General features: G+C 70.5%; 19 protein-coding genes and 3 pseudogenes. 7 read left to right on the top strand and 15 right to left on the bottom strand.

Annotated elements, in window-relative coordinates; genetic code table 11:
* Positions 1 to 372, top strand: coding sequence for a DUF6188 family protein (locus ACZ7M3_RS04040; protein ID WP_472060505.1), 372 nt, complete (start codon positions 1 to 3; stop codon positions 370 to 372).
* A 240-nt stretch (positions 373 to 612) separates the two neighbouring features.
* On the opposite strand, the pseudogene ACZ7M3_RS04035 reads toward ACZ7M3_RS04040, so the two are convergent.
* Positions 613 to 1495 (bottom strand): annotated as a pseudogene (locus ACZ7M3_RS04035) (IS701 family transposase); the annotation flags it as partial.
* Between the two features lie 886 nt (positions 1496 to 2381).
* Here ACZ7M3_RS04035 and ACZ7M3_RS04030 point away from each other — a divergent pair.
* Complete coding sequence (locus ACZ7M3_RS04030; RefSeq protein WP_472060503.1) at positions 2382 to 3869, top strand: FGGY-family carbohydrate kinase; 1488 nt, start codon at positions 2382 to 2384, stop codon at positions 3867 to 3869.
* Between the two features lie 463 nt (positions 3870 to 4332).
* Here the strand turns inward: ACZ7M3_RS04030 and ACZ7M3_RS04025 are convergent, their stop codons facing one another.
* The 6 genes and pseudogenes from ACZ7M3_RS04025 to ACZ7M3_RS04000 all read right to left on the bottom strand — a co-directional run bounded on the left by ACZ7M3_RS04025 (position 4333) and on the right by ACZ7M3_RS04000 (position 8407).
* Positions 4333 to 5490, bottom strand: a complete 1158-nt coding sequence (locus ACZ7M3_RS04025; protein WP_472060501.1) for a DUF3103 family protein — start codon at positions 5488 to 5490, stop codon at positions 4333 to 4335.
* Between the two features lie 290 nt (positions 5491 to 5780).
* Positions 5781 to 6509 (bottom strand): FadR/GntR family transcriptional regulator, encoded by a 729-nt coding sequence (locus ACZ7M3_RS04020; RefSeq protein WP_267060730.1) that lies wholly within the window; start codon positions 6507 to 6509, stop codon positions 5781 to 5783.
* Between the two features lie 352 nt (positions 6510 to 6861).
* Positions 6862 to 7030, bottom strand: a pseudogene (locus ACZ7M3_RS04015) (IS21 family transposase); the annotation flags it as partial.
* 99 nt (positions 7031 to 7129) lie between these two features.
* Positions 7130 to 7309: pseudogene (locus ACZ7M3_RS04010) on the bottom strand (ABC transporter substrate-binding protein); the annotation flags it as partial.
* 152 nt (positions 7310 to 7461) lie between these two features.
* Positions 7462 to 7656: a hypothetical protein gene (locus ACZ7M3_RS04005; protein ID WP_472060499.1), complete on the bottom strand. Its 195-nt coding sequence runs from the start codon at positions 7654 to 7656 to the stop codon at positions 7462 to 7464.
* A gap of 268 nt (positions 7657 to 7924) precedes the next feature.
* Positions 7925 to 8407, bottom strand: a complete 483-nt coding sequence (locus ACZ7M3_RS04000; protein ID WP_095856492.1) for a VOC family protein — start codon at positions 8405 to 8407, stop codon at positions 7925 to 7927.
* Between the two features lie 158 nt (positions 8408 to 8565).
* On the opposite strand from ACZ7M3_RS04000, the gene ACZ7M3_RS03995 reads away from it, so the two are divergent.
* The 3 genes from ACZ7M3_RS03995 to ACZ7M3_RS03985 all read left to right on the top strand — a co-directional run bounded on the left by ACZ7M3_RS03995 (position 8566) and on the right by ACZ7M3_RS03985 (position 11282).
* Entirely contained in the window at positions 8566 to 9804 is a 1239-nt protein-coding gene (locus ACZ7M3_RS03995; protein WP_472060497.1) for an epoxide hydrolase family protein, read from the top strand.
* Positions 9805 to 10024: 220 nt separating this feature from the next.
* Positions 10025 to 10678, top strand: a complete 654-nt coding sequence (locus tag ACZ7M3_RS03990; RefSeq protein WP_472060495.1) for an ATP-dependent Clp protease proteolytic subunit — start codon at positions 10025 to 10027, stop codon at positions 10676 to 10678.
* Position 10679: 1 nt separating this feature from the next.
* The gene (locus ACZ7M3_RS03985; protein WP_054233833.1) at positions 10680 to 11282 is read left to right on the top strand and encodes a ClpP family protease; all 603 of its coding nucleotides are present in this window, start codon (positions 10680 to 10682) and stop codon (positions 11280 to 11282) included.
* Between the two features lie 69 nt (positions 11283 to 11351).
* Here the strand turns inward: ACZ7M3_RS03985 and ACZ7M3_RS03980 are convergent, their stop codons facing one another.
* Positions 11352 to 11825 (bottom strand): helix-turn-helix domain-containing protein, encoded by a 474-nt coding sequence (locus tag ACZ7M3_RS03980; RefSeq protein ID WP_472060493.1) that lies wholly within the window; start codon positions 11823 to 11825, stop codon positions 11352 to 11354.
* A 125-nt stretch (positions 11826 to 11950) separates the two neighbouring features.
* Positions 11951 to 12472 carry a DinB family protein gene (locus tag ACZ7M3_RS03975; RefSeq protein WP_355433116.1) on the bottom strand — a complete coding sequence of 174 codons (522 nt, stop codon included), beginning with the start codon at positions 12470 to 12472 and terminating at the stop codon, positions 11951 to 11953.
* 269 nt (positions 12473 to 12741) lie between these two features.
* On the opposite strand from ACZ7M3_RS03975, the gene ACZ7M3_RS03970 reads away from it, so the two are divergent.
* Complete coding sequence (locus ACZ7M3_RS03970) at positions 12742 to 12969, top strand: DUF5133 domain-containing protein (protein ID WP_472060491.1); 228 nt, start codon at positions 12742 to 12744, stop codon at positions 12967 to 12969.
* Between the two features lie 109 nt (positions 12970 to 13078).
* Here ACZ7M3_RS03970 and ACZ7M3_RS03965 read toward each other — a convergent pair whose 3' ends face one another.
* The 5 genes from ACZ7M3_RS03965 to ACZ7M3_RS03945 all read right to left on the bottom strand — a co-directional run bounded on the left by ACZ7M3_RS03965 (position 13079) and on the right by ACZ7M3_RS03945 (position 18499).
* Positions 13079 to 14422, bottom strand: a complete 1344-nt coding sequence (locus tag ACZ7M3_RS03965; protein WP_472060489.1) for a diacylglycerol/lipid kinase family protein — start codon at positions 14420 to 14422, stop codon at positions 13079 to 13081.
* Between the two features lie 213 nt (positions 14423 to 14635).
* The gene (locus ACZ7M3_RS03960; protein ID WP_472060487.1) at positions 14636 to 15079 is read right to left on the bottom strand and encodes a response regulator; all 444 of its coding nucleotides are present in this window, start codon (positions 15077 to 15079) and stop codon (positions 14636 to 14638) included.
* Positions 15076 to 16743, bottom strand: a complete 1668-nt coding sequence (locus ACZ7M3_RS03955; protein WP_472060485.1) for a sensor histidine kinase — start codon at positions 16741 to 16743, stop codon at positions 15076 to 15078. Before ACZ7M3_RS03955 ends, ACZ7M3_RS03960 begins: the two co-directional genes overlap by 4 nt.
* Positions 16740 to 17978: a PP2C family protein-serine/threonine phosphatase gene (locus ACZ7M3_RS03950; protein WP_472060483.1), complete on the bottom strand. Its 1239-nt coding sequence runs from the start codon at positions 17976 to 17978 to the stop codon at positions 16740 to 16742. Before ACZ7M3_RS03950 ends, ACZ7M3_RS03955 begins: the two co-directional genes overlap by 4 nt.
* A gap of 68 nt (positions 17979 to 18046) precedes the next feature.
* Entirely contained in the window at positions 18047 to 18499 is a 453-nt protein-coding gene (locus ACZ7M3_RS03945) for an ATP-binding protein (protein ID WP_351305588.1), read from the bottom strand.
* A gap of 232 nt (positions 18500 to 18731) precedes the next feature.
* Between ACZ7M3_RS03945 and ACZ7M3_RS03940 the strand changes: the two genes are divergently transcribed.
* Positions 18732 to 19262 (top strand): MarR family winged helix-turn-helix transcriptional regulator, encoded by a 531-nt coding sequence (locus ACZ7M3_RS03940; RefSeq protein ID WP_472060481.1) that lies wholly within the window; start codon positions 18732 to 18734, stop codon positions 19260 to 19262.
* 7 nt (positions 19263 to 19269) lie between these two features.
* Here the strand turns inward: ACZ7M3_RS03940 and ACZ7M3_RS03935 are convergent, their stop codons facing one another.
* On the bottom strand, positions 19270 to 19599 hold the full coding sequence (locus tag ACZ7M3_RS03935) for an STAS domain-containing protein (protein ID WP_472060479.1): 330 nt from the start codon (positions 19597 to 19599) through the stop codon (positions 19270 to 19272).
* Between the last annotated feature and the right edge of the window lie 164 nt (positions 19600 to 19763).

Below are 19763 nucleotides of genomic sequence, written 5' to 3'. Positions count from 1 at the left end.
ATGATGAAGCTCGAAGGGCAGTCAGTCACGCGGGTATGTTTCGATGAGGCACTCACCATCCTCACCAGCGACGGAGCGGAGCTGAGGATTGAAACAACTGCCCACATCGAGGGGGAAGGCGCAACTTCCTTCGAGTTTGAACCGGAAGCGCCCGGAAAGAGGGCCGCTGATCTAGTTCAGTTGATGCGTCAGGAAGTAGCCGAGGCTAGCGTTTCAACCGACGGAACGTGCACGCTCCTCTTCGCCCAAGGGGTGCGGATCTCGGTCTCCCCAAACTCGGACTTCGAGGCGTGGACTTACACTTCCCCAAGTGAGCGGATTGTGTGTATGCCAGGCGGCGAGCTCGCTGTTTGGACGTCCGCAGACTCGTAGAATCCGGCGAAGAGGGCGCGCTAATACTCCAGCAGCGTTTCGCTATCTGGCCTGGTCAGAGGAATCGTCCGGAGCGTAGTGGGCTGACGGTGCGTCAGGGGCGGTCTTGCCGGACCGCCCCTCCAAGGAGTGAACTCGTGGTCGGTAGTGGCAGTGGCGGGCGACGGCTCGGCGCCTGCGCCGCCATTGCAACCAGCTCATTGTGTGGATGCGAAGCGGTGGGCGGGGCTGGGGGCTGGGGGCTGGGGTGAGCTTCCAGGAGCCGGCGGACTTCCGCCACGGTGAGCGGGGCCAGGGGGCCGGAACCGTTTCTGCATCCCCCTTTGCGGCGGCCTGGGCCGCCGTGGCTGCGAGAAAGGCGTGGGCGAGCATGGCCAGGGTGGCGTGCCGCATCCAGCCGACGTAGCGGCGGACATCGTACTGGTCCAGGCCGCATTCGTTCTTCGCGGCCTGAAAGCATTCTTCGATGGCCCACCGGCTCCCGGCGATCTGTACGAGCCGGTCGACGCCGGTGCCCACCGGCCCATAGGCGAGGTAGTAGGCGATCTCGTCGGGTCTGCTAATGCTGCGTCGGGCCAGTGCCCAGCGTTGATGTGTGGGTTTGTCGCTGCCGAAGTCCTCGATCGCGGCGAGTTGGACGGCCGCGCAGTGGTAGACGCGCGGGCCCTTGGCGCCGTCGCCGCACGAGCGTTTCTCCCACGCCCCGTCGGGCGCCTGCGTGAACAGGTGGTCGATGCGGCGGAAGCGCAGCACCTGCTGGGACTTCGGGACGGCCAGGACGTAGCCGATAGCGGTCTCTTCCAGCAGGCGGCGGAAGCGCCACTCCTGGCCGTAGGCCGCATCCGCGGTCACCCAGGCGATCGGCAGCGGCGAGGCGCGCGCGCAGCACGATGGTCTTGGCCAGCTCTCCCTTGGTGGCGAAAGTCCGCTCGTCGGGGATCTTCGCGGCGCGGCAGCGCCCGCGGTCGTCCGTCCAGGACTTGGGGAGATAGATTTTGCGGTCGACCAGGGCCCGGCCGCGGGTGGTGGCGTAGGCGGCGAAGACGCCGATCGGGCAGTTTTCGGTGCGTCCTGCGGTGCGTAGAGCCACACGTTTCCCGGCTGCAGCAAGCAACGCCACCTTGAAATGGACTGGAAAATCCGAATACACAGACAGACCAACGAGCTGCCGGGCGCCTGAGACAGCCCCACACGCATCCGCGCTACCCGGTATGGAACGGGGAGCGTGGAGGACGTATCCAAGGCGTTGGGATTCTCACGGGCGAAGGGCTGCAACCTGATTCATCGCGGGGAGTTCACGTGCCGCGTGCTATGCATCCGCAGTGGGACTCGTGCGTCACTGCGTCTCTGCTCCGCGTGCTCGAAAGCGGAGAGCCAGAGTGCAACGGTGCCCGCGCCGGACGCTGCGCTCCGTCGTAGCCCACCGCTCGCAGAAGCCCCGCCGGAGCAGGGCGACGGGGGTCCTCACGTGTCACGAACGATCACAGGCGGGTCACCAACCCCGCGGACGCACTCACGTCACAGGGCTCTGACCTGGACTTACGCGCTCACCCTGGATCAACTGGACGCCCGTGGACGGTTACTACGGCATGTGCCATGTGGGACCGTCATAGCTCACGACGGATGGCTACCACCGCACGCGGCCACGGCGAGCGGATTATCGCTCTACGCCAGCAGCGTGCGGATTTCGGCGTACAGGGCGGTATCGACCGATGGCCATGTCACACCAGAGCGCGAGCGGATGCAGTAGGTGGCGCCCCCCACTTCTTTCCGGCTCCGACCGGTGCGTGGCGCCGCGGGCGGTTACCCAGTCAGGGGGACCGCATCGGTCAAGATCCGGACCATTTCCGGGCCAGCGATCCTGCCGAAGTCTCGACGGGCGCTTTGTGCGCTGGTCGTCCGAGGTACAGATGTGACGACATCTCCGGCAGTTGACCGGCTGAACCACGGCCGCCCGCCGGACCGAGCGACAACCTACGGCGGCGCACCGGCGCCAAGGGAGGCAGTTCATGATCGACGTCGTCTTCGGAGTTGACGTTGGCACCTCCAGCACCAAGGGCGTGGTGGTCGACACGGCCGGCCGCATCCTGGGTGAGGCCGTACGCAGTCACGTGGTCGACCGTCCCCGGCCGGGGCACGTCGAGATGGACGCACATGTGTGGTGGGACGAATTCGTCTCACTCGCGGGCGAGTTGCTCGATCGCGACGACGTCACCGTCCGCGCCGTCGGAGTCAGCGGCATGGGCCCGTGCACCCTTCTGGTCGATGACGCGGGAGAGCCGGTGCGTCCGGCGGTGCTGTACGGGGTGGACACCCGCGCCGAGGAACAGATCGCCCGGCTGAACCGGGAGTTGGGGTCGGACACCGTCTTCCGCAGGTGCGGTTCGGCGCTGTCGTCCCAGGCCGTCGGGCCGAAACTCGCCTGGATCCGCGAGCGGGAGCCCGGGGTGTGGGCACGCGCCCGCCGCCTCTTCATGCCCGCCTCGTGGCTCGCCCACCGGCTGACCGGCGCCTACGTGCTGGACCTGCATTCCGCCAGCCAGTGCACCCCGCTGTTCGACATCCACGAGCAGCGCTGGATCCCCGAGTGGGCCGAGCACATCGCACCCGGCATTGAACTCCCCCCGCTGCGCTGGCCGGGTGAGGAGGCCGGCCGGGTGAACACGCCCGTCGCGGGTATCCCGGCCGGGACGCCGGTGATCGTGGGGACGATCGACGCCTGGAGCGAGGCCATCAGCGTCGGCGGCCACGGCGTCGGCGACCTGATGCTGATGTACGGCACCACGATGTTCCTGGTGAACACCGTCGACCGGCTCGTGACCAGCCCGTCGATGTGGTCCACGGTCGGCGCCCTGCCCGGCACCCGTTGCCTGGCCGGCGGTATGGCCACCTCGGGAGCGGTCACCGACTGGCTCGGGCACCTCTTCGGCGATGTCGACCTCGGCGTGCTGTTCGACGAGGCGGCCGCCTCGCCCCCGGGTGCGAACGGCCTGGTGATGCTGCCGTACTTCGCCGGGGAACGGACACCCGTCATGGACCCCGACGCCCGGGGCGTGATCGCGGGCCTGACGCTGGGTCACACCCGGGCCGACCTGATGCGGGCGGCGCTGGAGGCCACCGCCTACGGTGTCCGGCACAACGTCGAGACGATGCTCACGGCCGGCGCCGACATCCGGCGGATCGTGGCGGTCGGCGGCGGCACCCGGGGCGGACTGTGGCCTCAGATCGTCAGCGATGTCACCGGTCTCGAACAGATCGTCGCCCGCACGACCATCGGTGCCAGCTACGGTGCCGCCTTCCTCGCCGCCGGGCTGATCGGCCGACCGGACATCGCGGCCTGGAATCCGGCGGAATCGGTGGTCCGGCCCGATCCCGCCACCGCGGCTGTCTACGACCGCCGGTTCACCCAGTACCGGGTCCTGTACGAGAGCACCACCGCGGTCACCCACGCCCTGGCCCACGACCAGAACACCGGCCGTGAAGTCGATACCCCGTGACGTCGCCCTACGCCCCGCCCGCCGCGTTCACAGCACCACCGGCTCGTCGGGAGGCGCGGCGAACCAGTGCAGTGCAGCTGTGCACGCCTCGGCGGCGTACCCGCGCTCCCACGCCTCCGGAAGGAACATCTAGCCGAGCTCGGCCTCCCCGGCTCCCGGAACCTCTCCCCGCAACTGCCGTCCACGGTTTTCCCGCCGGCGCGGGGGGAACCGACCTCGCTCAACACTCTGCGGTTCTCGCTCCACGGCCTCCTACTCGACGCAGCGGCCGGGCTTCTTCCAGTCGCAGAAAAGGGGCGCCTGACCAGGTCAGATGTCCGGCAGGCGCCCCTCTTGGCCGGGGCCGGGCACGGCTGCGCCGTGGTGTCGGAGGCATGCGGCCTCCGGCACGACAGCCGTGTCCTCGGCGCGGACCGGCGCGTTCACCGACGTGCGGCGGCCGGTCCGCGCTGGCGTACGAGGTCTAGAACTCCTCGACGAAGTAGGGCTCGACGGTCATCCAGCCGTTGCCCGAGGCGCCGTTCAGCCGGCCCGAGGAGTTCCGGGCGAGGGTGTACCAGGACTCCACGTAGTCGGGGTCGTCGGTGAACCAGCTGTCGGGGATCGCGCTCAGGACCGCGTTCACCAACGGGATGTAGGTGCCCTGGTCCGTCACGGTGAGCAGCGCCGTGGTGATCGCCTGCGCCAGCGCACGGTAGTTGGTGCCGTCGTCGTCCTCCATCATGACGACGTCGGCCAAGTTGTACTTGTAGTTCGACCAGTTGACCAGGATCTGGTTCGGGTAGTAGACGGTGCCGTCGTAGTCCAGGTAGGGCATGTCCACCGAGTCGACGCGCGCCGTGCCGTCCTGGCCGAAGCCGGTCACCAGCGAGAACATCTCAGCGGATCCCTTGAACCAGGGTTCCTGGTCGTCGTTCACCTCGACGGCCGTGACCTTGGTCGCCCACCAGCCCGCCGCGCTCGCGGCGTCGGCGCTGTTCGCCGCCTTCGACGGCAGGGAGGTCAGCCCCTTGTCGGCGAAGGCCTTCTGCAGCACCTTCAGGCCGGCCCGGTGAGCCTTGGTGACGTCGATGTCCAGAACGTACAGCGGGCGGTCGGGGACGCGCGCGGTGTCGACGGCGTGGGCGTGGCCCTGACTGTCGTACGCCGTGATGGTCTTGGCGTCGTCGGCGGCCGCGGCGACGGCGATCCAGGGAGTGACTTCGGCGTTCAGGTGCGACCGCATGGACGGCGCGCCCAGCCGAACGCGCAGCAGCGATCCGGTCGACGCGGGCAGGCCCTTCAGGCCCGCGATGCGACGGTCTGCGGCAGAGACGGAAGCGAACAGGTTGCTGCCCTCCGGAGCGGCAGTCCTGCCCGCCAGCGCCTGGAGGTCCACGTCCTCGGTGCCGAGCGCGGCCGCACGGACCTGCTCGCGCCACTGCGGGTCGCGCAGCGAGGCGGACAGCGCCCGCGCGATCTCCTGCTCGGTCGACCGCACCGGAGACTGCCGGAACGGCGTGGCCTGGTCCTCGGTGTCCCGCACCGGCGCGGCGATCGCCGGCTGGACGGTGCCGCCGATGACCGCGGACAGCATCACGCCGATGAGGACGCCGCGTCTCTTGCTTGATCTGCTCACCATGCTCCTTGTGTTGTTGGTCGCCGCCGCGCCCACGGTGAACGGGCGGCCGTCCTGGGGGTGATGGGCCCGGATTGCCTCGGGCACCTGAGGGGTCGCAGCCGCGCACCTGGTCCCACCCCTCCGGGCGTTCACCAGGGCGTCAGCGTTGACCTATGCATGACAATGAAGGAAACGTGGGATGAACGGGCATCCGTGCATGATCGGGGCCACTCCGAGGCCGGGCCGCTTCGCCGCACACACCTCGCCTCGACGGGAGCCGGCGAGCCCGGAGTCGCCGCCCGGAAGCGCGGCTACCGGGGACCGTCGGCGGTCGGCCGCCCGCGAGAACCGCTCAGCGAACCGAGCATGATCTTCTCGGTGCCGGCCAGATACCTCTCCGCCGCGCGCCGCGCCTCCTCGCCGTCCCGGTCGACCACGGCCCGTACCACCGGCGCGAGCCGGTCCGTCGCCCGCGCCGCGTCCTCGAACGGCGCCCGCAGCGAGGCCCGTACCGGAAGGTAGGCGTTGAACAGCGTGTTCGTGAGGAGCAGATAGACCCGGTTCCCCGTGGCCCGCGCCAGTTCGCGATGCACTTCCACGTCGGCGAGCTGGACGGCGTCGGCGTCCGGGCCGTCCGCGACCTGACGCAGCAGGTGTTCCAGCCGCCGGGCCTGTCGTTCCGTGCGGCGGTCGGCCGCGCGGCCGGCGATCAGGGTGCCGATCTGCCGCCGTACCTCGAAGACCTCCCGCAGCCACATGGGGTCCTGTGCGGCCAGCATCGGAAGCAGGTCGGCGCCGCCGACCCGCAGGTAATCCAGGATGCGCGTGCCGATGCCGTGCCGGGTGCTCAGCAGTCCCGCCTGCTCCAACCGGGTCAGCGCGTGCTTCAAGGTCGTACGGGTGACCCCGTACCCGGCGGCCAGCTCCCTCTCAGGGGGCAGCAGCGATCCGGGTTCGTGCGTGCCGCTCAGAATGTCGTCACGCAGCCGCGCTTCAAGCAGGTCGACCACGGTTCGGCGCAGAATGCTTTCGACGGCCACGGAGGATCTCCCAGGCTTCGGTCAATGGTTCAGCGGCTCACTGGTCTAGTGGCCCACTGGTTCAGCGACTTCTTGGTCTAGTGGCTCAGCCACTGCTCCAGTGAAGCAGCCCCCCGACCGCCACGTCAATTACCTGATGGCGCAGAGCAGTTGTGCACGGTCCGCGTGGAGAGAACCAGCGCGCGGACGAGCAGTGTGGGCCTGGGCCTCCGCTGGAGCCGGCCCGTCGGCGGGGCGCCCGTGCGTCGCCCCGTGGGGCGCAAGGCCCTCCGACAGGTCGCACCCCGCAGTTCGGGGAGATGCATCAAGGACACCGGGTGGACCGGCTGTTGAGAGATCGCCTCTCATGGTGGGGAGACCACCGATCGCACTGGACCAGCTCGCCGGGCTGATACGTCGTGCGCGAGACCGGATCGACGGGCAGACAGGCCGGCCGCAGCTCGCGTACGCCTTCTGTGAGGACGGACGGTCATCGCGCGCTCCCAGCCGATCCGCTCGGCGATCACGGTTGCCCGCATCGTCGCACCCTGTCCTGAATCAGCTGGGCGACCCTGGACGGTCTCTACAACCCAGCAGTTGTAGTGCGTGAGCAGGCTCGGGAACTCCGCGTTGGGGGTCTTCAGCGGTACGACGAGGGTGTGCTCGTCGGGAGTGCGCAACGTCTTGGGGTCGGTCAGCGGGGCGAGGACGGCGGCCTGAGGCGAGGCGGTCGACTTGTCGAAGATGTGGCGCAGGGTGTACCCGGCGTCCGCGGCGGTGAGCCTTCGGCCGTCGTGGAAGGTGACGCCCTCGCGGATGCGGAAGGTCCAGGTGCGGGCCCGGGCGTCGGGCTCCCACGACTCGGCGAGGTCGGGGCGAGGTCGCCGTTCGCGTCGACGCGGACGAGGCGGTTGTAGAGGGCGCCGAGGTACTCGTACGCGGACAGCGCGCCGGCCGGATCCAGCGTCTCGGCCTAGGCGGCGGGCGGCCGGGCGATACGGAGGGTGCCGCCGCGGTCGGGAACGCCCTTCTTCGCCGCCGCGGGCAGCACGGGTGCGGCGGCGGCACCCGTACAGCCGGTGAGCAGCCAGGACGCACCGAGTGCCGCGGCGCTCGCGGCCCCCGCGGCGAGGAGCGATCGCCGTCCCGGGTGGTGGATGTCGGACACGGACCGACCGTCCCGCTGTTCGTTCAGCGGAACGATCGAGTGAAGTGCGTGAACGATAGTGAGGAGATGGTTCCGCGCCAACCCTTGGAACCCGGAAATTGACCTCGACGACCCACTCACTACGGGGTGGGTGAGGATGTCGAACCCGCAGACTCGGGCCGTTCGGGGGCGGTGGACGAGGCCGCCTCGGCAGCGCACAGCGGCCGGCCCGCTGCTCCTCGCCCCGGCGCGAGGAGCAGCGGGCCGGCCGCGTCGTGCGGTGGGTCCGCTACTCGCCCGCGTACGCCTTCTCCAGGGCCGCGATGTCCAGCTTGGACATCTTGTACATCGCCTGGGCCGTCCGGGCCGCCTTCTCGGTGTCCGGGTCGCTGATCAGGTCGATGAGCCTGCTCGGGACGACCTGCCAGGACAGGCCGTACTTGTCCTTGACCCAACCGCAGGGGCCCGCCTCGCCGCCGTCCTCGACGAACTTGTTCCAGTAGTGGTCCACCTCCTCCTGGTCGTCGCAGTGGATCTGGAACGAGATGGCCTCGTCGAACGTGAACTGCGGGCCGCCGTTCAGCGCGACGAACTTCTGTCCGTTGGCCACGAAGTCGACGGCCATCACGGAACCGGCGGTGCCGTGCTCGGACTCGGAGAAGCGGGCGATCCTGCCGAGCCGGGAGTTCTTGAAGATCGAGACATAGTAGTGCGCGGCCTCCTCGGCCTGACCGTCGAACCACAGACACGTGGTGAATCCGTCGGCGGACATACGTACCTCCTGCGGCGGGAAAAGTTTCGTCACCTCTGTCGACCGATCGTCGTCCCAAAACTCATCGGCGTCGCGCGGGATCCTTTCGCCGGGGGACGGTGGCGGCCGATCGCGTCGTTCCTCGAGCCCCCTCAAGGGGCGCTATAGCATGCGCGGACATGACCTCCTCCGCTGATTCCTCCGCTGATCCCTCCGCCGATTCCTCCGCCGCGGACAGCGCGCGGATCGAGCCGTTCCGTATCGACTTCCCGCAGAGCGACCTCGACGACCTGCACCAACGACTCGATCGCACCCGCTGGCCCGACGAACTGCCGGGGGTCGGCTGGGCCTACGGCGTCCCGCGGGAGTACCTGCGCGAACTCGTACGGTACTGGCGGCACGACTACGACTGGCAGGCGGCGCAGGCGCGGTTGAACGCATGGCCGCAGTTCACGACGGAGATCGACGGCGCGCGGATCCACTTCGCGCACGTCCGTTCCCCGGAGCCGGACGCGACCCCGCTGGTCATCACGCACGGCTGGCCCGGCTCGATCGTCGAATTCACCGACGTCGTCGGCCCGTTGACCGATCCGCGCGCACACGGCGGCGATCCGGCCGACGCGTTCCATCTCGTCGTACCGAGCATTCCCGGGTTCGGACTGTCCGGGCCCACCCGGGACACCGGCTGGGAGTTCCAACGGGTGGCCGCCGCCTTCGCCGAGCTCATGACACGGCTCGGCTACGAGCGGTTCGGCGCCCAGGGCGGCGACTGGGGCGGGGCCATCTCCCGGGAGCTGGGCCGGGCGTTCCCCGAGCGGCTCGTCGGTGTCCACCTGAACCTGCTGCCCGGATCGTCCGCGGCCACCGAGCCGACTCCCGAGGAACTGGCCGCGCTGAGCCCCGAGGAGCGCGAGCGCGCGCTGCTGTCGTGGCGGCGGGGTCTGGAATGGCGCCGCGAGGAGGCCGGGTACGCCGAGCTCCAGGGCACCCGGCCGCAGACCCTGGCCTACGCGCTGACGGACTCCCCCGTCGGTCAACTCGCCTGGATCGTCGAGAAGTTCAGGGCGTGGACGGATGCGAAGGACCGCCCCGAGGAAGCCGTCGACCGGGACCTGATGCTGACCAACGTGATGCTGTACTGGCTGACGGCCACGGCGGGGTCCTCGGCCCGCATCTACTACGAGCGGGCGCACGCGGACTACTGGGGCACACCGCCCGAGCCGTCGACGGCGCCGACCGCGCTGGCCGTCTTCCCGCACGAGCCCTTCGTACCGCTGCGGCATATCGCGGAGCGTACGAACAACATCGTGCGGTGGACGGAATTCGACCGGGGCGGACACTTCGCCGCGGCGGAGGAGCCCGAGCTGCTGGTCGAGGATGTGCGGTCCTTCTTCCGGGACCTGCGCACCGACGCCTGAGCACGGGTCGGACGTCTGGGCCCCGGTCCCCCGCCGGAGCCGTCCGTGACGCCGGGGCCGTCGATGACGTCGGTGGCGTCGGTGGCACCGGTGACGACAACCCCGTATCCCCTCTGCCCGTGGCGAATCTGCTGCGGGCCGAGAAAGCTGATCCGCAGGGGCCTTCGGTCCGAGAGTGAGGATCGCGGCGACGACAGCCGCGCCACCACGAGGAGGACCGATGACTCCACTCATCACCGGCCGGTACCCGGCCCACGCACCGCGCGCCGAGGACGGCGACACCCCCGCGACCCGCTTCGACGACCATCTGGCCGCGCAGCTGCTCGCGCAGCGGATCGTCCTTCTCGGCACCCAGGTCGACGAGGTGTCCGCGAACCGGGTCTGCTCCCAGCTGCTCGTGCTGTCGGCGGAGGACCCGCGCACCGACATCAGCCTGTACATCAACAGCCCGGGCGGATCGGTGACCGCGGGGCTCGCGATCTACGACACCATGCGGCTGATCCCCAACGACGTCTCGACCCTCGCCATGGGATTCGCCGCGAGCATGGGACAGTTCCTGCTCAGCGTCGGCACCCACGGCAAGCGTTACGCGCTGCCCAACGCGCGGATCATGATGCACCAGCCGTCGGCGGGCATCGGCGGCACCACCGCCGACATCGAGATCCAGGCGCAGAACCTGGAGTTCACGAAGCAGGCCATCGAGCGGATCACCGCGGAGCACACCGGCCAGAGCGAGGAGACCATCTCCCGGGACGGCGACCGCGACCGCTGGTTCACGGCCGAACAGGCCAAGGAGTACGGCATGGTGGACCGGGTCGTGGAGTCGCTCGACGACGTCCGCCCGGCCGCGTCACGGCGACGGATGGGGCTCTGACATGGGTACGTACACGATTCCGAACGTCGTCGAGCGGACCCCGCAGGGCGAGCGGTCCTACGACGTCTTCAGCCGGCTGCTGTCCGAGCGGATCATCTTTCTCGGCACCGAGATCGACGACGGGGTCGCCAACGTCGTCATCGCGCAACTCCTCCATCTGGAGTCGTCGAACCCGGAGAGCGAGATCGCGATCTACATCAACTCGCCCGGTGGGTCGTTCACTTCGCTCATGGCGATCTACGACACGATGACGTTCGTACAGGCGCCGATCTCGACGTTCTGCGTCGGTCAGGCGGCCTCCACGGCGGCGGTGCTGCTGGCCGGTGGCGATCCCGGGCGGCGGTTCGTGCTGGAGCACGCGCGTGTGCTGCTAGGCCAGCCCGCGAGCGGCGGCCGGCAGGGGACGGTGTCCGACCTCGCCCTCCAGGCCAAGGAGATGCTGCGTATCCGGGCCCAGGTCGAGGAGGTCCTCTCCCGGCACACGCACCACGACGTGCCGACCCTGCGCGCGGACATGGACCGCGACAAGGTGTTCACCGCACAGGAGGCCGTGGCGTACGGACTCGCGGACGAGGTCCTGAGCCGACGGCTCGCGACGGTCTGAGACCGGACCACCGCCAGGGCCCACGTCCGCGGCATCGTCCGCCGGGCGGCCCTGGCCCGGTCGGCCCGGTCAGGCGGCGAGGCACATGCCGTCGTGGCGCGAGGCCGAGGGGGTGCGGTGGCGGGCGGGCCGCACCTGGGCGAGACGAGTGAGTTCGCCCTGGGCCAGCGAGAGCAGATCGGTGAGCCCGAGGCCCAGGGCGCGCGCGGCGGCCGCGAGGACTTCGGACGAGGCCTCCTTCCGTCCGCGCTCCAGCTCCGAGAGGTACGGCATCGAGATCCGGGCCGCGTCGGCCACGTCCTTGAGCGTCCGCTCCTGCGCGAGCCGCTCGCGCCGCAGGACGTCACCCACCAGGTCGCGCCACAGCGGCTCCCTGCTCCTGGGAGCCGGTGGCGTCTGCCGGGGCGCGAGGGCCGGGCGGGGCCGCTGGGGCGCGTCGGCCACGGGGCCGGTGGGACGGGCCGCCGGGCCGGTGACCGGAGCCGGTGCGGTCGCCGGGCGGAGGGGAATGACGCGGGCTTCGTTCGGCGCTTGGTTGCTCACCCCTTCAGCCTAGAAGTGCCGAGCCGCGAGGGAAGGGATCGGCTCGGCATTCCGCTCTGGGGGGAATCGAGCCACGTCACGCGCCCGTCACCGCCCGACGCGCCCCTCATCGCCCGACGCGCCCGTCACTGCCCGACCCGCCCGTCGATCCGCTCGCGCAGGAAGTCCGCGTGGCCGTTGTGCCGGGCGTACTCCTCGATCAGGTGCACCAGCACCTCTCGCAGCGCGATCGGCTCGTCGTCGTGGGTGCCGGTGATGTCGAGGTCGCGGGCCTCGTCCACGAACCGCTCGGCGAAGGCCACCTCGGAGCGCCAGGTGTCCCAGGCATCCGCCACCATCTCGGGGTCGGGCACCGCGCCGTTGAAGTCGCCGTCCGGGTCGCCGTCCGAGCGGTAGTGCCGCGGCGCGTCCTGGCCGGCCAGCACCCCGCGGAACCAGGCCTGTTCGACCCCCGCCAGATGACGCACCAGCCCGAGCAGCGACATGTTCGAGGGCTCGACGGAACGCCGGGCCATCGCCTCGGCGTCCAGACCCGCGCACTTCATCTCCAACGTCAGCCGCTGGTCGCGCAGATACCCGACGAGCGTGTCCCGCTCCCCCACGAACCCCCCGTCGGAGCGCGGATCGTCGTCCGGGTGCACGAACATGTCCCACCACCCGAAGCTCCGCTCGGACGGGGTGTTCCCGGACTGGGGAGGCTGGGGAAGTGTGGTGTCGGCCATGCCTACGAGCATCGGCGCCCCGACCGCGATCCGCCACCGGTTTTCCGCCGCCCCGAAACGGTGTCAAGTCGCCCGCCGTGTCCGGGAGTCGGGGCGAGGCCCGGCCGCGTAGATCGGGAGGGACCGGGTAGCCGGGGTCAGGAACGATCACCGGTCTCGACCGACCGGTCGGCCCACCCATCCGGAGGACTCCCGTGCTGATGGCCCAGCCCGCGGTACTGCGCAACCTCGTCGAGCAGTACGTCACCCTGCGCACGCTGCACGCCGAGGACGGCGGCAGGGAAGTCCGGCGGCGCATGGACGACGTGGCCTACACGCTGTGCGTCTCGACCGGTACGAGGGACGTGGACGCGGCGCTCGTCGCGGCCCGCCACCGGCTGCCCGGAGCCCGCACGACGGACGACTCCGTCCTCGCCACCTGACCCGAGGCGCGGACCTGATGCCCAAGAAGTCCTGGGGTCCGAGCTCAGTGAGTGATCTGAACCGGGTCGGGTGGGCCCGCGAGCGAGCCCACCCGACCCTTCAGCCCCTTCAGCGCAGCCACTGGTCCTTCTCCGCGGGCCGGTACAGCGTCACGGCCCGTGTCACCTTGTCGAGCACCAGCCTCGGCGCCGCGACCCGGGTCACTTCGCCGTCGTACGAGAACCGCGGGTCGCCGTGCAGCACTTCGAGCCGCAGGCCGCGCACCTGCGCGGTGGTGAGGACCCGGCTGTTGTGCAGGGTGCCGGTCAGGACGGCGAGCAGCAGCCGGGTCCTGGCCAAGGGGGTGCCGGCGTCGACGGCACGGACGTCGAGCAGTCCGTCGTCGAGTTGGGTGCGGTAGGTGGGGGCGAACCCGGCGGGGTGATAGATGCCGTTGCCCGCGAAGAGGAGCCACAGTCGCTTGGGGCGGCCGTTGACCGAGACGTTCACGGGGCTGCCCTTGGCGAGGACCCTGGCCAGTCCGACCACCAGCGCGGGCCACTTCCCGATCCGCTGCTCCAGCTTCTCCCGGGCACCGACCAGATCCGAGTAGACGCCGAGGCTGAAGGTGTTGAGGAACACCTGCTCCGGTCCGCCGGGGGCGCGGGCCCGCCCGAGGTCCGCGACGACCGCGTCGCCCGCCTGCACGGCTCGTACGACGTCCTCCAGGGTCTGGTTGCCGAGGTCGACGGCGAAGTGGTTGAAGGTGCCGCCGGGGAACACCGCGAGCGGCAGGCCGAGCCGGGCGGCGATCTCCGTCGCGGCGTTGATCGTGCCGTCGCCGCCGCAGGCGCCGAGGGCGCCGCCCTCGTCCTTGGCCCGCCGGGCGGCCTGTTCCAGGAGGTCCACCAGGTCCTGGTCCTCCCGCGGCACCGTGATCTCGGCCTTGGGCAGCGCGGCGCGCAGATACGCGCTCGCGTCGGGGGTGTCGGCGCTCCAGGAGAGCCCGGAGGACGGGTTGACCACGACGTGCAGTCCGGCGCCCCCGGGCAGCGCGGGAGCGGGCCGCCGCGGGCGGGCCGCCGCGGCCGCCGCCTCCGGTTTGACCGGCCACCAGCGGGCGGTCAGCGCGGCGGCGCCGACACCGATCGCGACGCCCACGGCCACGTCGCCCGGACGCCGGTCCCCCGAGCGCGTGCGGGCCATGGTCAGTGCCGCGGCGCCGGGCACCGCGAACAGGCCGTACCGGGGCGCTTCGAGCAGGACGCCGACGGCGAACGCGGCGGCCGACGCGACCCGGCCGGCCGCCTCGAGCGGCTGCGCCTTGCGGGCCGCCGGGCGCGCCAGCACGCGGGTCACGGCCGAGGCGATGGCCACGGTGCCGATGCCGCGCAGCGCGGCCCGGCGCGCGGTCCGGTTCCCCGACGCGCCGAGGGCCGCGGCGGCGGCGCCCCACGCGAGGCCACCGGCCACGGTCCGCCGCCATCCGGAGGGTCCGGCCGGTCCCGTGGCCGCCCCGCCCGGCCACCACGGCGTACCACCGCCTGTTCGTCGCCCCGTCCCGCGCCTTCTCATCTGAGGCCCACCCTCGCGTCTCGACAACAGATCTCCTGGTCGGCAAGGTTGTGCCGCCGTTGTCCCTGTTCCCCGACTTCGCGCATTCATGGACCCCGGCCGGGGCGGGGATCAGGTGGTCTTGGGCAGCTTCACCACGGTCACGAAGAAGTCGTCGATCTGGCGGACCGCGGCGATGAACTGGTGGAGGTCGACCGGCTTGGTCACGTAGGCGTTCGCGTGCAGTTTGTAGCTGCGCAGGATGTCCTCCTCGGCGGAGGAGGTGGTGAGGACGACGACGGGGATGTGGGCCAGGTCTTCGTCGGACTTGATCCGCTCCAGGACCTGGCGCCCGTCGTACTTGGGCAGGTTGAGGTCGAGCAGGATCAGGTCGGGGCGCGGTGCCTCGGTGTGCTGGTTGGTGCGGTAGAGGAAGTCGAGGGCCTCCTCGCCGTCCCGTACCACGTGCAGGGTGTTGCGGATCTTGTTGTCCTCGAACGCCTCGCGGGTCATCAGCTCGTCGCCGGGGTCGTCCTCGACGAGCAGGACCTGGATGGGTACGACGGAGGTGCTCACGTGTGTGCTCCTTCGGGTGGGCGCGCTGCTTCCTCGGCCCCGAGGTCGGGTTCCGGTCGCGCCATGGGCAGGGTGAAGGACACGCGCGTGCCCGTACCGGCGGTGCCGTCCAGGGTGATGGCACCGCCGTGATGCTCGACGATCTTGCGGCACACGGCAAGGCCGATCCCCGTGCCCTCGTACTCGTCGCGGCCGTGCAGCCGCTGGAAGATGACGAAGACCTTCTCCCTGAACTCGGGGTCGATGCCTATGCCGTTGTCCTGTACGACCAGCCACCACTGTCCGTCCTTGGGCTCCGCCTCGCAGCGGACGGTGATCTCGGGTGGCCGGTCGGGGTGGCGGAACTTCACGGCGTTGCCGATCAGGTTCTGCCAGAGCATGGTCAGGGTGGTGACGTCGCCCGTCACGGTGGGCAGCGGCCCCTCCCGTACGACACGCGCTCCCGTCTCCTCCAGCACCACGCTGAGGTTGCCGAGGGCCCGGTCCAGTACGTCGTCGAGGGCGACGGGGGCCGGCTCCTCGCCGACCCGACCGACGCGGGAGAAGGTCAGCAGGTCGTTGATGAGGATCTGCATGCGTTTGGCGCCGTCGACGGCGAAGTCGATGTACTGCTTGGCTCGGTCGTCCAGTTGGTCGCCGTACCGTTTCTCCAGGAGCTGGCAGAAGGAGGCGATCTTGCGCAGGGGTTCCTGCAGATCGTGCGAGGCGACGTAGGCGAACTGCTCAAGCTCCGCGTTCGAGCGCTTCAGTTCCAGGGTCTGCGCGTCCAGTTCCTCGGCCTGCCGCTGCAGAAGTACTTCACGGGCCCTGGAGGCGGAGAGTTCCTCGACGATGCGGCGGCGCATCTCCTCGACGGCCTGGGCGACGCTCTCCAGGTCGCGTGGCCCGTCGAGCCGGATCCTGCGCTCGAACGCGCCGCCGCTGACGTCCACCGAGGCCGCTTCCAGGCCCCGCAGGGGGCGGCCCACGATCCGGTGCAGCAGCAGGGTCAGCGCGAGGCCGCTCGCCAGGAAGGCGGCGAGCATGCCGAGGAAGAGGAGGTTGCGGGACCGACGGCTGTCGTCGGCCGAGGCGCGGGTCCGGTCGCGCAGCTGCTCGATGTCCTTCTCCAGGGTGGCGAGTTGACCCCGGACCTCGTCGAACCTGGCCTTGCTCGCCTCCAGGGAGGGGGCTTTGGCGCCGCCGGACGTGCGGGCCGCCTCGATCAGCGGCTCGGCGTAGTCGCGGCGCCAGGCGTCGCTGAGGCGTCCGGCCGCCTTCAGGTCCGCGGCGATCCTGGAGTGGTCGGCGAGTTGCGTCGCCAGGCGGGACTCGAAGGTCTTCTCGTCCCGTGCTCCCGACGCGTACGGATCGAGGAAACCGGCGTCCCTGCTCAGTACGTAGCCTCGTACGCCCGTCTCCTGGTCCACCAGCGAGGTCTCCAGCTGGTAGGCGGTGGCGCGGGCCGGCTGGATGCGGTCGGTGAGCAGATCGGTGCGGTCGTCGGCGCGGGCCTGGAGGACTCCGCCGGACACGGCGAAGACGATCACCAGCAGCACGTTGGCGGCCAGCACCACATGGATCCAGCCCTGCACGGTCAGCCGGGCGACGCGTGTGGGCTTTCCGTCCTCGGGGGTGCCCGCCGTGGCGTGGTCCGGTCCCGGGGCGTTCGGCGTACGGGTCATGACATTCCGTCCGTCGCCAGGTGCAGGACGGCCACGTCGTCGGCGAGTCCGCCGTGGGAGGCGGTCAGCGCGGCGACGTCCTCGACCACCGCGTCGACGAACGGGCGCCCGCGCAGGCTCTGGTGCGTCCTCGCCACCGCGAGCAGTCCTTCCTCTCCCAGCCGCCGGTCCGGGGCCACGACGCCCTCGAAGAGACCGTCGGTGAACAGCGTCACGGCGCTGATGTCGTGCGCGGGCAGCTCGGTCTCCGGCCAGTGGGCCCGGCCCGGAAGCAGTCCGAGCGCGGGGCCCGGGGTCGGCTCGAACAGCTCGATGCCACGCGATGTACTCACGAGCAGTCCCGGGTGTCCGGCGCGGATCACACTCATGCGGCTGCGGTCCTTGGCGATCCGCAGGACGGTGAGGGTCGCGAAGATGTAGTCCGCGGCGCGCTCGGCGCCGATGATCTCCTCCAGGAGCTCGAGTTGGCGCGTCCCCACGCATCCGGAGAGCACGGCGGCCCGCCAGGCCACCCGCAGACAGACGCCGAGGGCGGCCTCCGCCGCGCCGTGGCCGGAGACGTCCCCGATCACCGCGTGCACGGTGCCGTCCTCGCTCTCGACGACATCGAAGAAGTCGCCGCCGAGCAGGGCGTGATCCCGTCCCGGGCTGTAGCGGGAAGCCACTTGGCAACCGGCGCCCCGCAGCAGGGGCGTGGGCAGCAGTCCACGCTCCAGGCGCGCGTTCTCCCGGGCCAGCAGCCGGCTCGCCTGGAGTTCGGCGCCCGAACGCTCCACCTGCTTGCGTTGCAGGGCGTAGCGGACCGCGCGGCTGAGCGCCTCGGCGTCCAGGCCGTCCTTGGCGAGGAAGTCCTGCGCTCCTTCGGCCACCGCGGCGAGCCCGGCCTCGTTCTCGGCGACGCCGGTGAGCACCACGACGGCCGCGTCGGGCGCGGCGTCACGCACCATCCGGACCGCGCTGAGCCCGTGGGTGTCGGGCAGATGCAGGTCCAGCAGGACGCACACGGAGTACGACGTGACGTCGAGGAACACGCGTGCCTCGGCGAGGGACTTGCACCAGGTGACCTCCATCGGCAGTCCGCTGTCGGCCAGCACCTCCCGCACCAGCAGCGCGTCTCCGGCGTCGTCCTCGACCAGCAGCAGTACCGCGGCGGCGTCCAGGCCCCAGCGTGGATCCGCACTCCCCTGCCGGGGCACCGCGCCTCGTTCACCTGTCCGCGGCAGGCGATCCGCCACGCTCGCCCCCCTTGGATGACCCACGCCGACCATGGTCCGCTGTGAGCCTACTGGTACGTCCCTCCGGGTCAACGGCGAAGGGCGAGCCGGGCCTTGACGCACTTTCCGACCGGTACGTGCCCGACGGTCACCTCCGTCGCGAGCGCGTGCACGATCTCCAGGCCGTGCCGCCCCACGCGTTCGGGATCCCGTGGATAGCGCCGGGGCAGGGCGGCGCTGCTGTCGTACACGATGACGGTCACGGAGGTGTCGGTGCCCTCCAGTTCCAGGATGTACGGCCCGTGGCTGTGCCGGTCCGCGTTGGTGACCAGCTCGCTGACGACCAGCAGGAGGTCGCCGGTGGCCTGTGCGCCGATCTCGGCACACCACTCCGATCGGAGCTGTTCGACGAACAGCTCGGCGAAGTGGCGCGCTTCTGCGATGCACCCCGGCTCGCCGGTGTAGTGCGCCGCCCGCCGAAGCGGTTCCACGGGCACGTCGAAGCCAGTCGGTATCACCGCTCCGTCCAAGCGCTCGATCATGTGGTTCTCTCTCGGATGCCGGTACGTCGGGACATTGCGCGTCCGGACGCTGCTGCACAGGGACTCGTACCCCGTGAAATCCTCCACAGTCACCCCGATGTTCCCTCGTCCCGGTGGCTTCCGCACACGATTCCCACAAGGGAACGGTGTCATCCCGACGCGGCAGGGCAGGGCGTCCAGGCGAGGCATGACCGGTCACCGAGTTCTCGGTGCGAGCAAGGGGCGAGGACGGATGGACGGACAGGACCCCGAAGTACGGGACGACATACCGCCCCGGGAACGGGACAACGCCCTGCTCCAGGCCGCCGACCGGCTCGCGGCCGCGGCGGAGATCCTGGTCTCCGTGTCGGCCCGTACGGCGGTCGCGGTCGACAGCAGACTGTCGCCGCCGCTGCTGCGCGCCCTGACCCTGGTGGGCACGGATCCGGGTCTGACGCTCGCGGCACTCGCCGAGCGGGCGCAGATCAGCCGCTCCCGGGCGAGCCGGGTGTGCGACACGCTCGAAGAGGCCGGACTGCTGGCCCGTTCGCCGCGCACCGAGGACCGCAGGGGCGTCGGCCTGAGTCTGACCGGCCGCGGCCGCGAGGCCCTCGACCGGGTGCGGGATCGACGCACCGCCTGGATCAAGGACGCGCTGCTGCGGATGCCGGAGTCCGATCTGAGCGGACTGCTGGCCGCGCTGCGGTCGCTCGGCCCATCGCTGGCCCACGGGCATCCGGAGTACGCCCCGGAGATACCCGGGCCGCCCGGCCGGTCCGACTGACGCGCTCTCAGACCGCATCCGCCTCCAGCGCCTCCTCCACACCACGGAAGACGGGCAGCACGTCCGAGACGCCGGTGATGCCCAGCACCCGCTCCACGAACGGGGAGAGGGCGGCCAGCCGGAGCCGTGGGCCGAGCACCCCGTGGGCCCGCAGGACGACGTTGATCGTGGTCGAGTCCAGGAAGGTCACCCCGGACAGGTCGAGGACCACCGCGCCCGGACAGGCGCGCCCCGCCGCCGCGAGGGCCTCGTCGAGCTCGCCCGCGTTGTCGAGATCCACCTCGCCGCGGACCGCGATCACGGTCGACCGACCGACCTCGCGCGTCGACAGCGACATGGCCGCCTGACCTGGACTCCGACCTGAATGCACAGCGATCCCTCGAAAGGTTGTCGAATCCGCGGAGAGTGGGGTAACCGCATGGGGACGGTGGGCCACAACGCCGCGATGGAGCGGTGTCAGGCCCTACCGTAGCCGATCGTTGTCATTTGACAACAATTGCC

It is taken from the genome of Streptomyces sp. NPDC111656 (assembly GCF_055656965.1).
This window is presented reverse-complemented; position numbering and strand designations above follow the sequence as displayed.

Coding starts and splice junctions, on each gene's coding strand:
- ACZ7M3_RS04040 (WP_472060505.1), top strand. CDS start 1: ATGATGAAGCTCGAAGGGCAGTCAGTCACGCGGGTATGTTTCGATGAG.
- ACZ7M3_RS04030 (WP_472060503.1), top strand. CDS start 2,382: ATGATCGACGTCGTCTTCGGAGTTGACGTTGGCACCTCCAGCACCAAG.
- ACZ7M3_RS04025 (WP_472060501.1), bottom strand. CDS start 5,490: ATGGTGAGCAGATCAAGCAAGAGACGCGGCGTCCTCATCGGCGTGATG.
- ACZ7M3_RS04000 (WP_095856492.1), bottom strand. CDS start 8,407: ATGTCCGCCGACGGATTCACCACGTGTCTGTGGTTCGACGGTCAGGCC.
- ACZ7M3_RS03995 (WP_472060497.1), top strand. CDS start 8,566: ATGACCTCCTCCGCTGATTCCTCCGCTGATCCCTCCGCCGATTCCTCC.
- ACZ7M3_RS03990 (WP_472060495.1), top strand. CDS start 10,025: ATGACTCCACTCATCACCGGCCGGTACCCGGCCCACGCACCGCGCGCC.
- ACZ7M3_RS03985 (WP_054233833.1), top strand. CDS start 10,680: ATGGGTACGTACACGATTCCGAACGTCGTCGAGCGGACCCCGCAGGGC.
- ACZ7M3_RS03975 (WP_355433116.1), bottom strand. CDS start 12,472: ATGTTCGTGCACCCGGACGACGATCCGCGCTCCGACGGGGGGTTCGTG.
- ACZ7M3_RS03955 (WP_472060485.1), bottom strand. CDS start 16,743: ATGACCCGTACGCCGAACGCCCCGGGACCGGACCACGCCACGGCGGGC.
- ACZ7M3_RS03945 (WP_351305588.1), bottom strand. CDS start 18,499: ATGATCGAGCGCTTGGACGGAGCGGTGATACCGACTGGCTTCGACGTG.
- ACZ7M3_RS03940 (WP_472060481.1), top strand. CDS start 18,732: ATGGACGGACAGGACCCCGAAGTACGGGACGACATACCGCCCCGGGAA.
- ACZ7M3_RS03935 (WP_472060479.1), bottom strand. CDS start 19,599: ATGTCGCTGTCGACGCGCGAGGTCGGTCGGTCGACCGTGATCGCGGTC.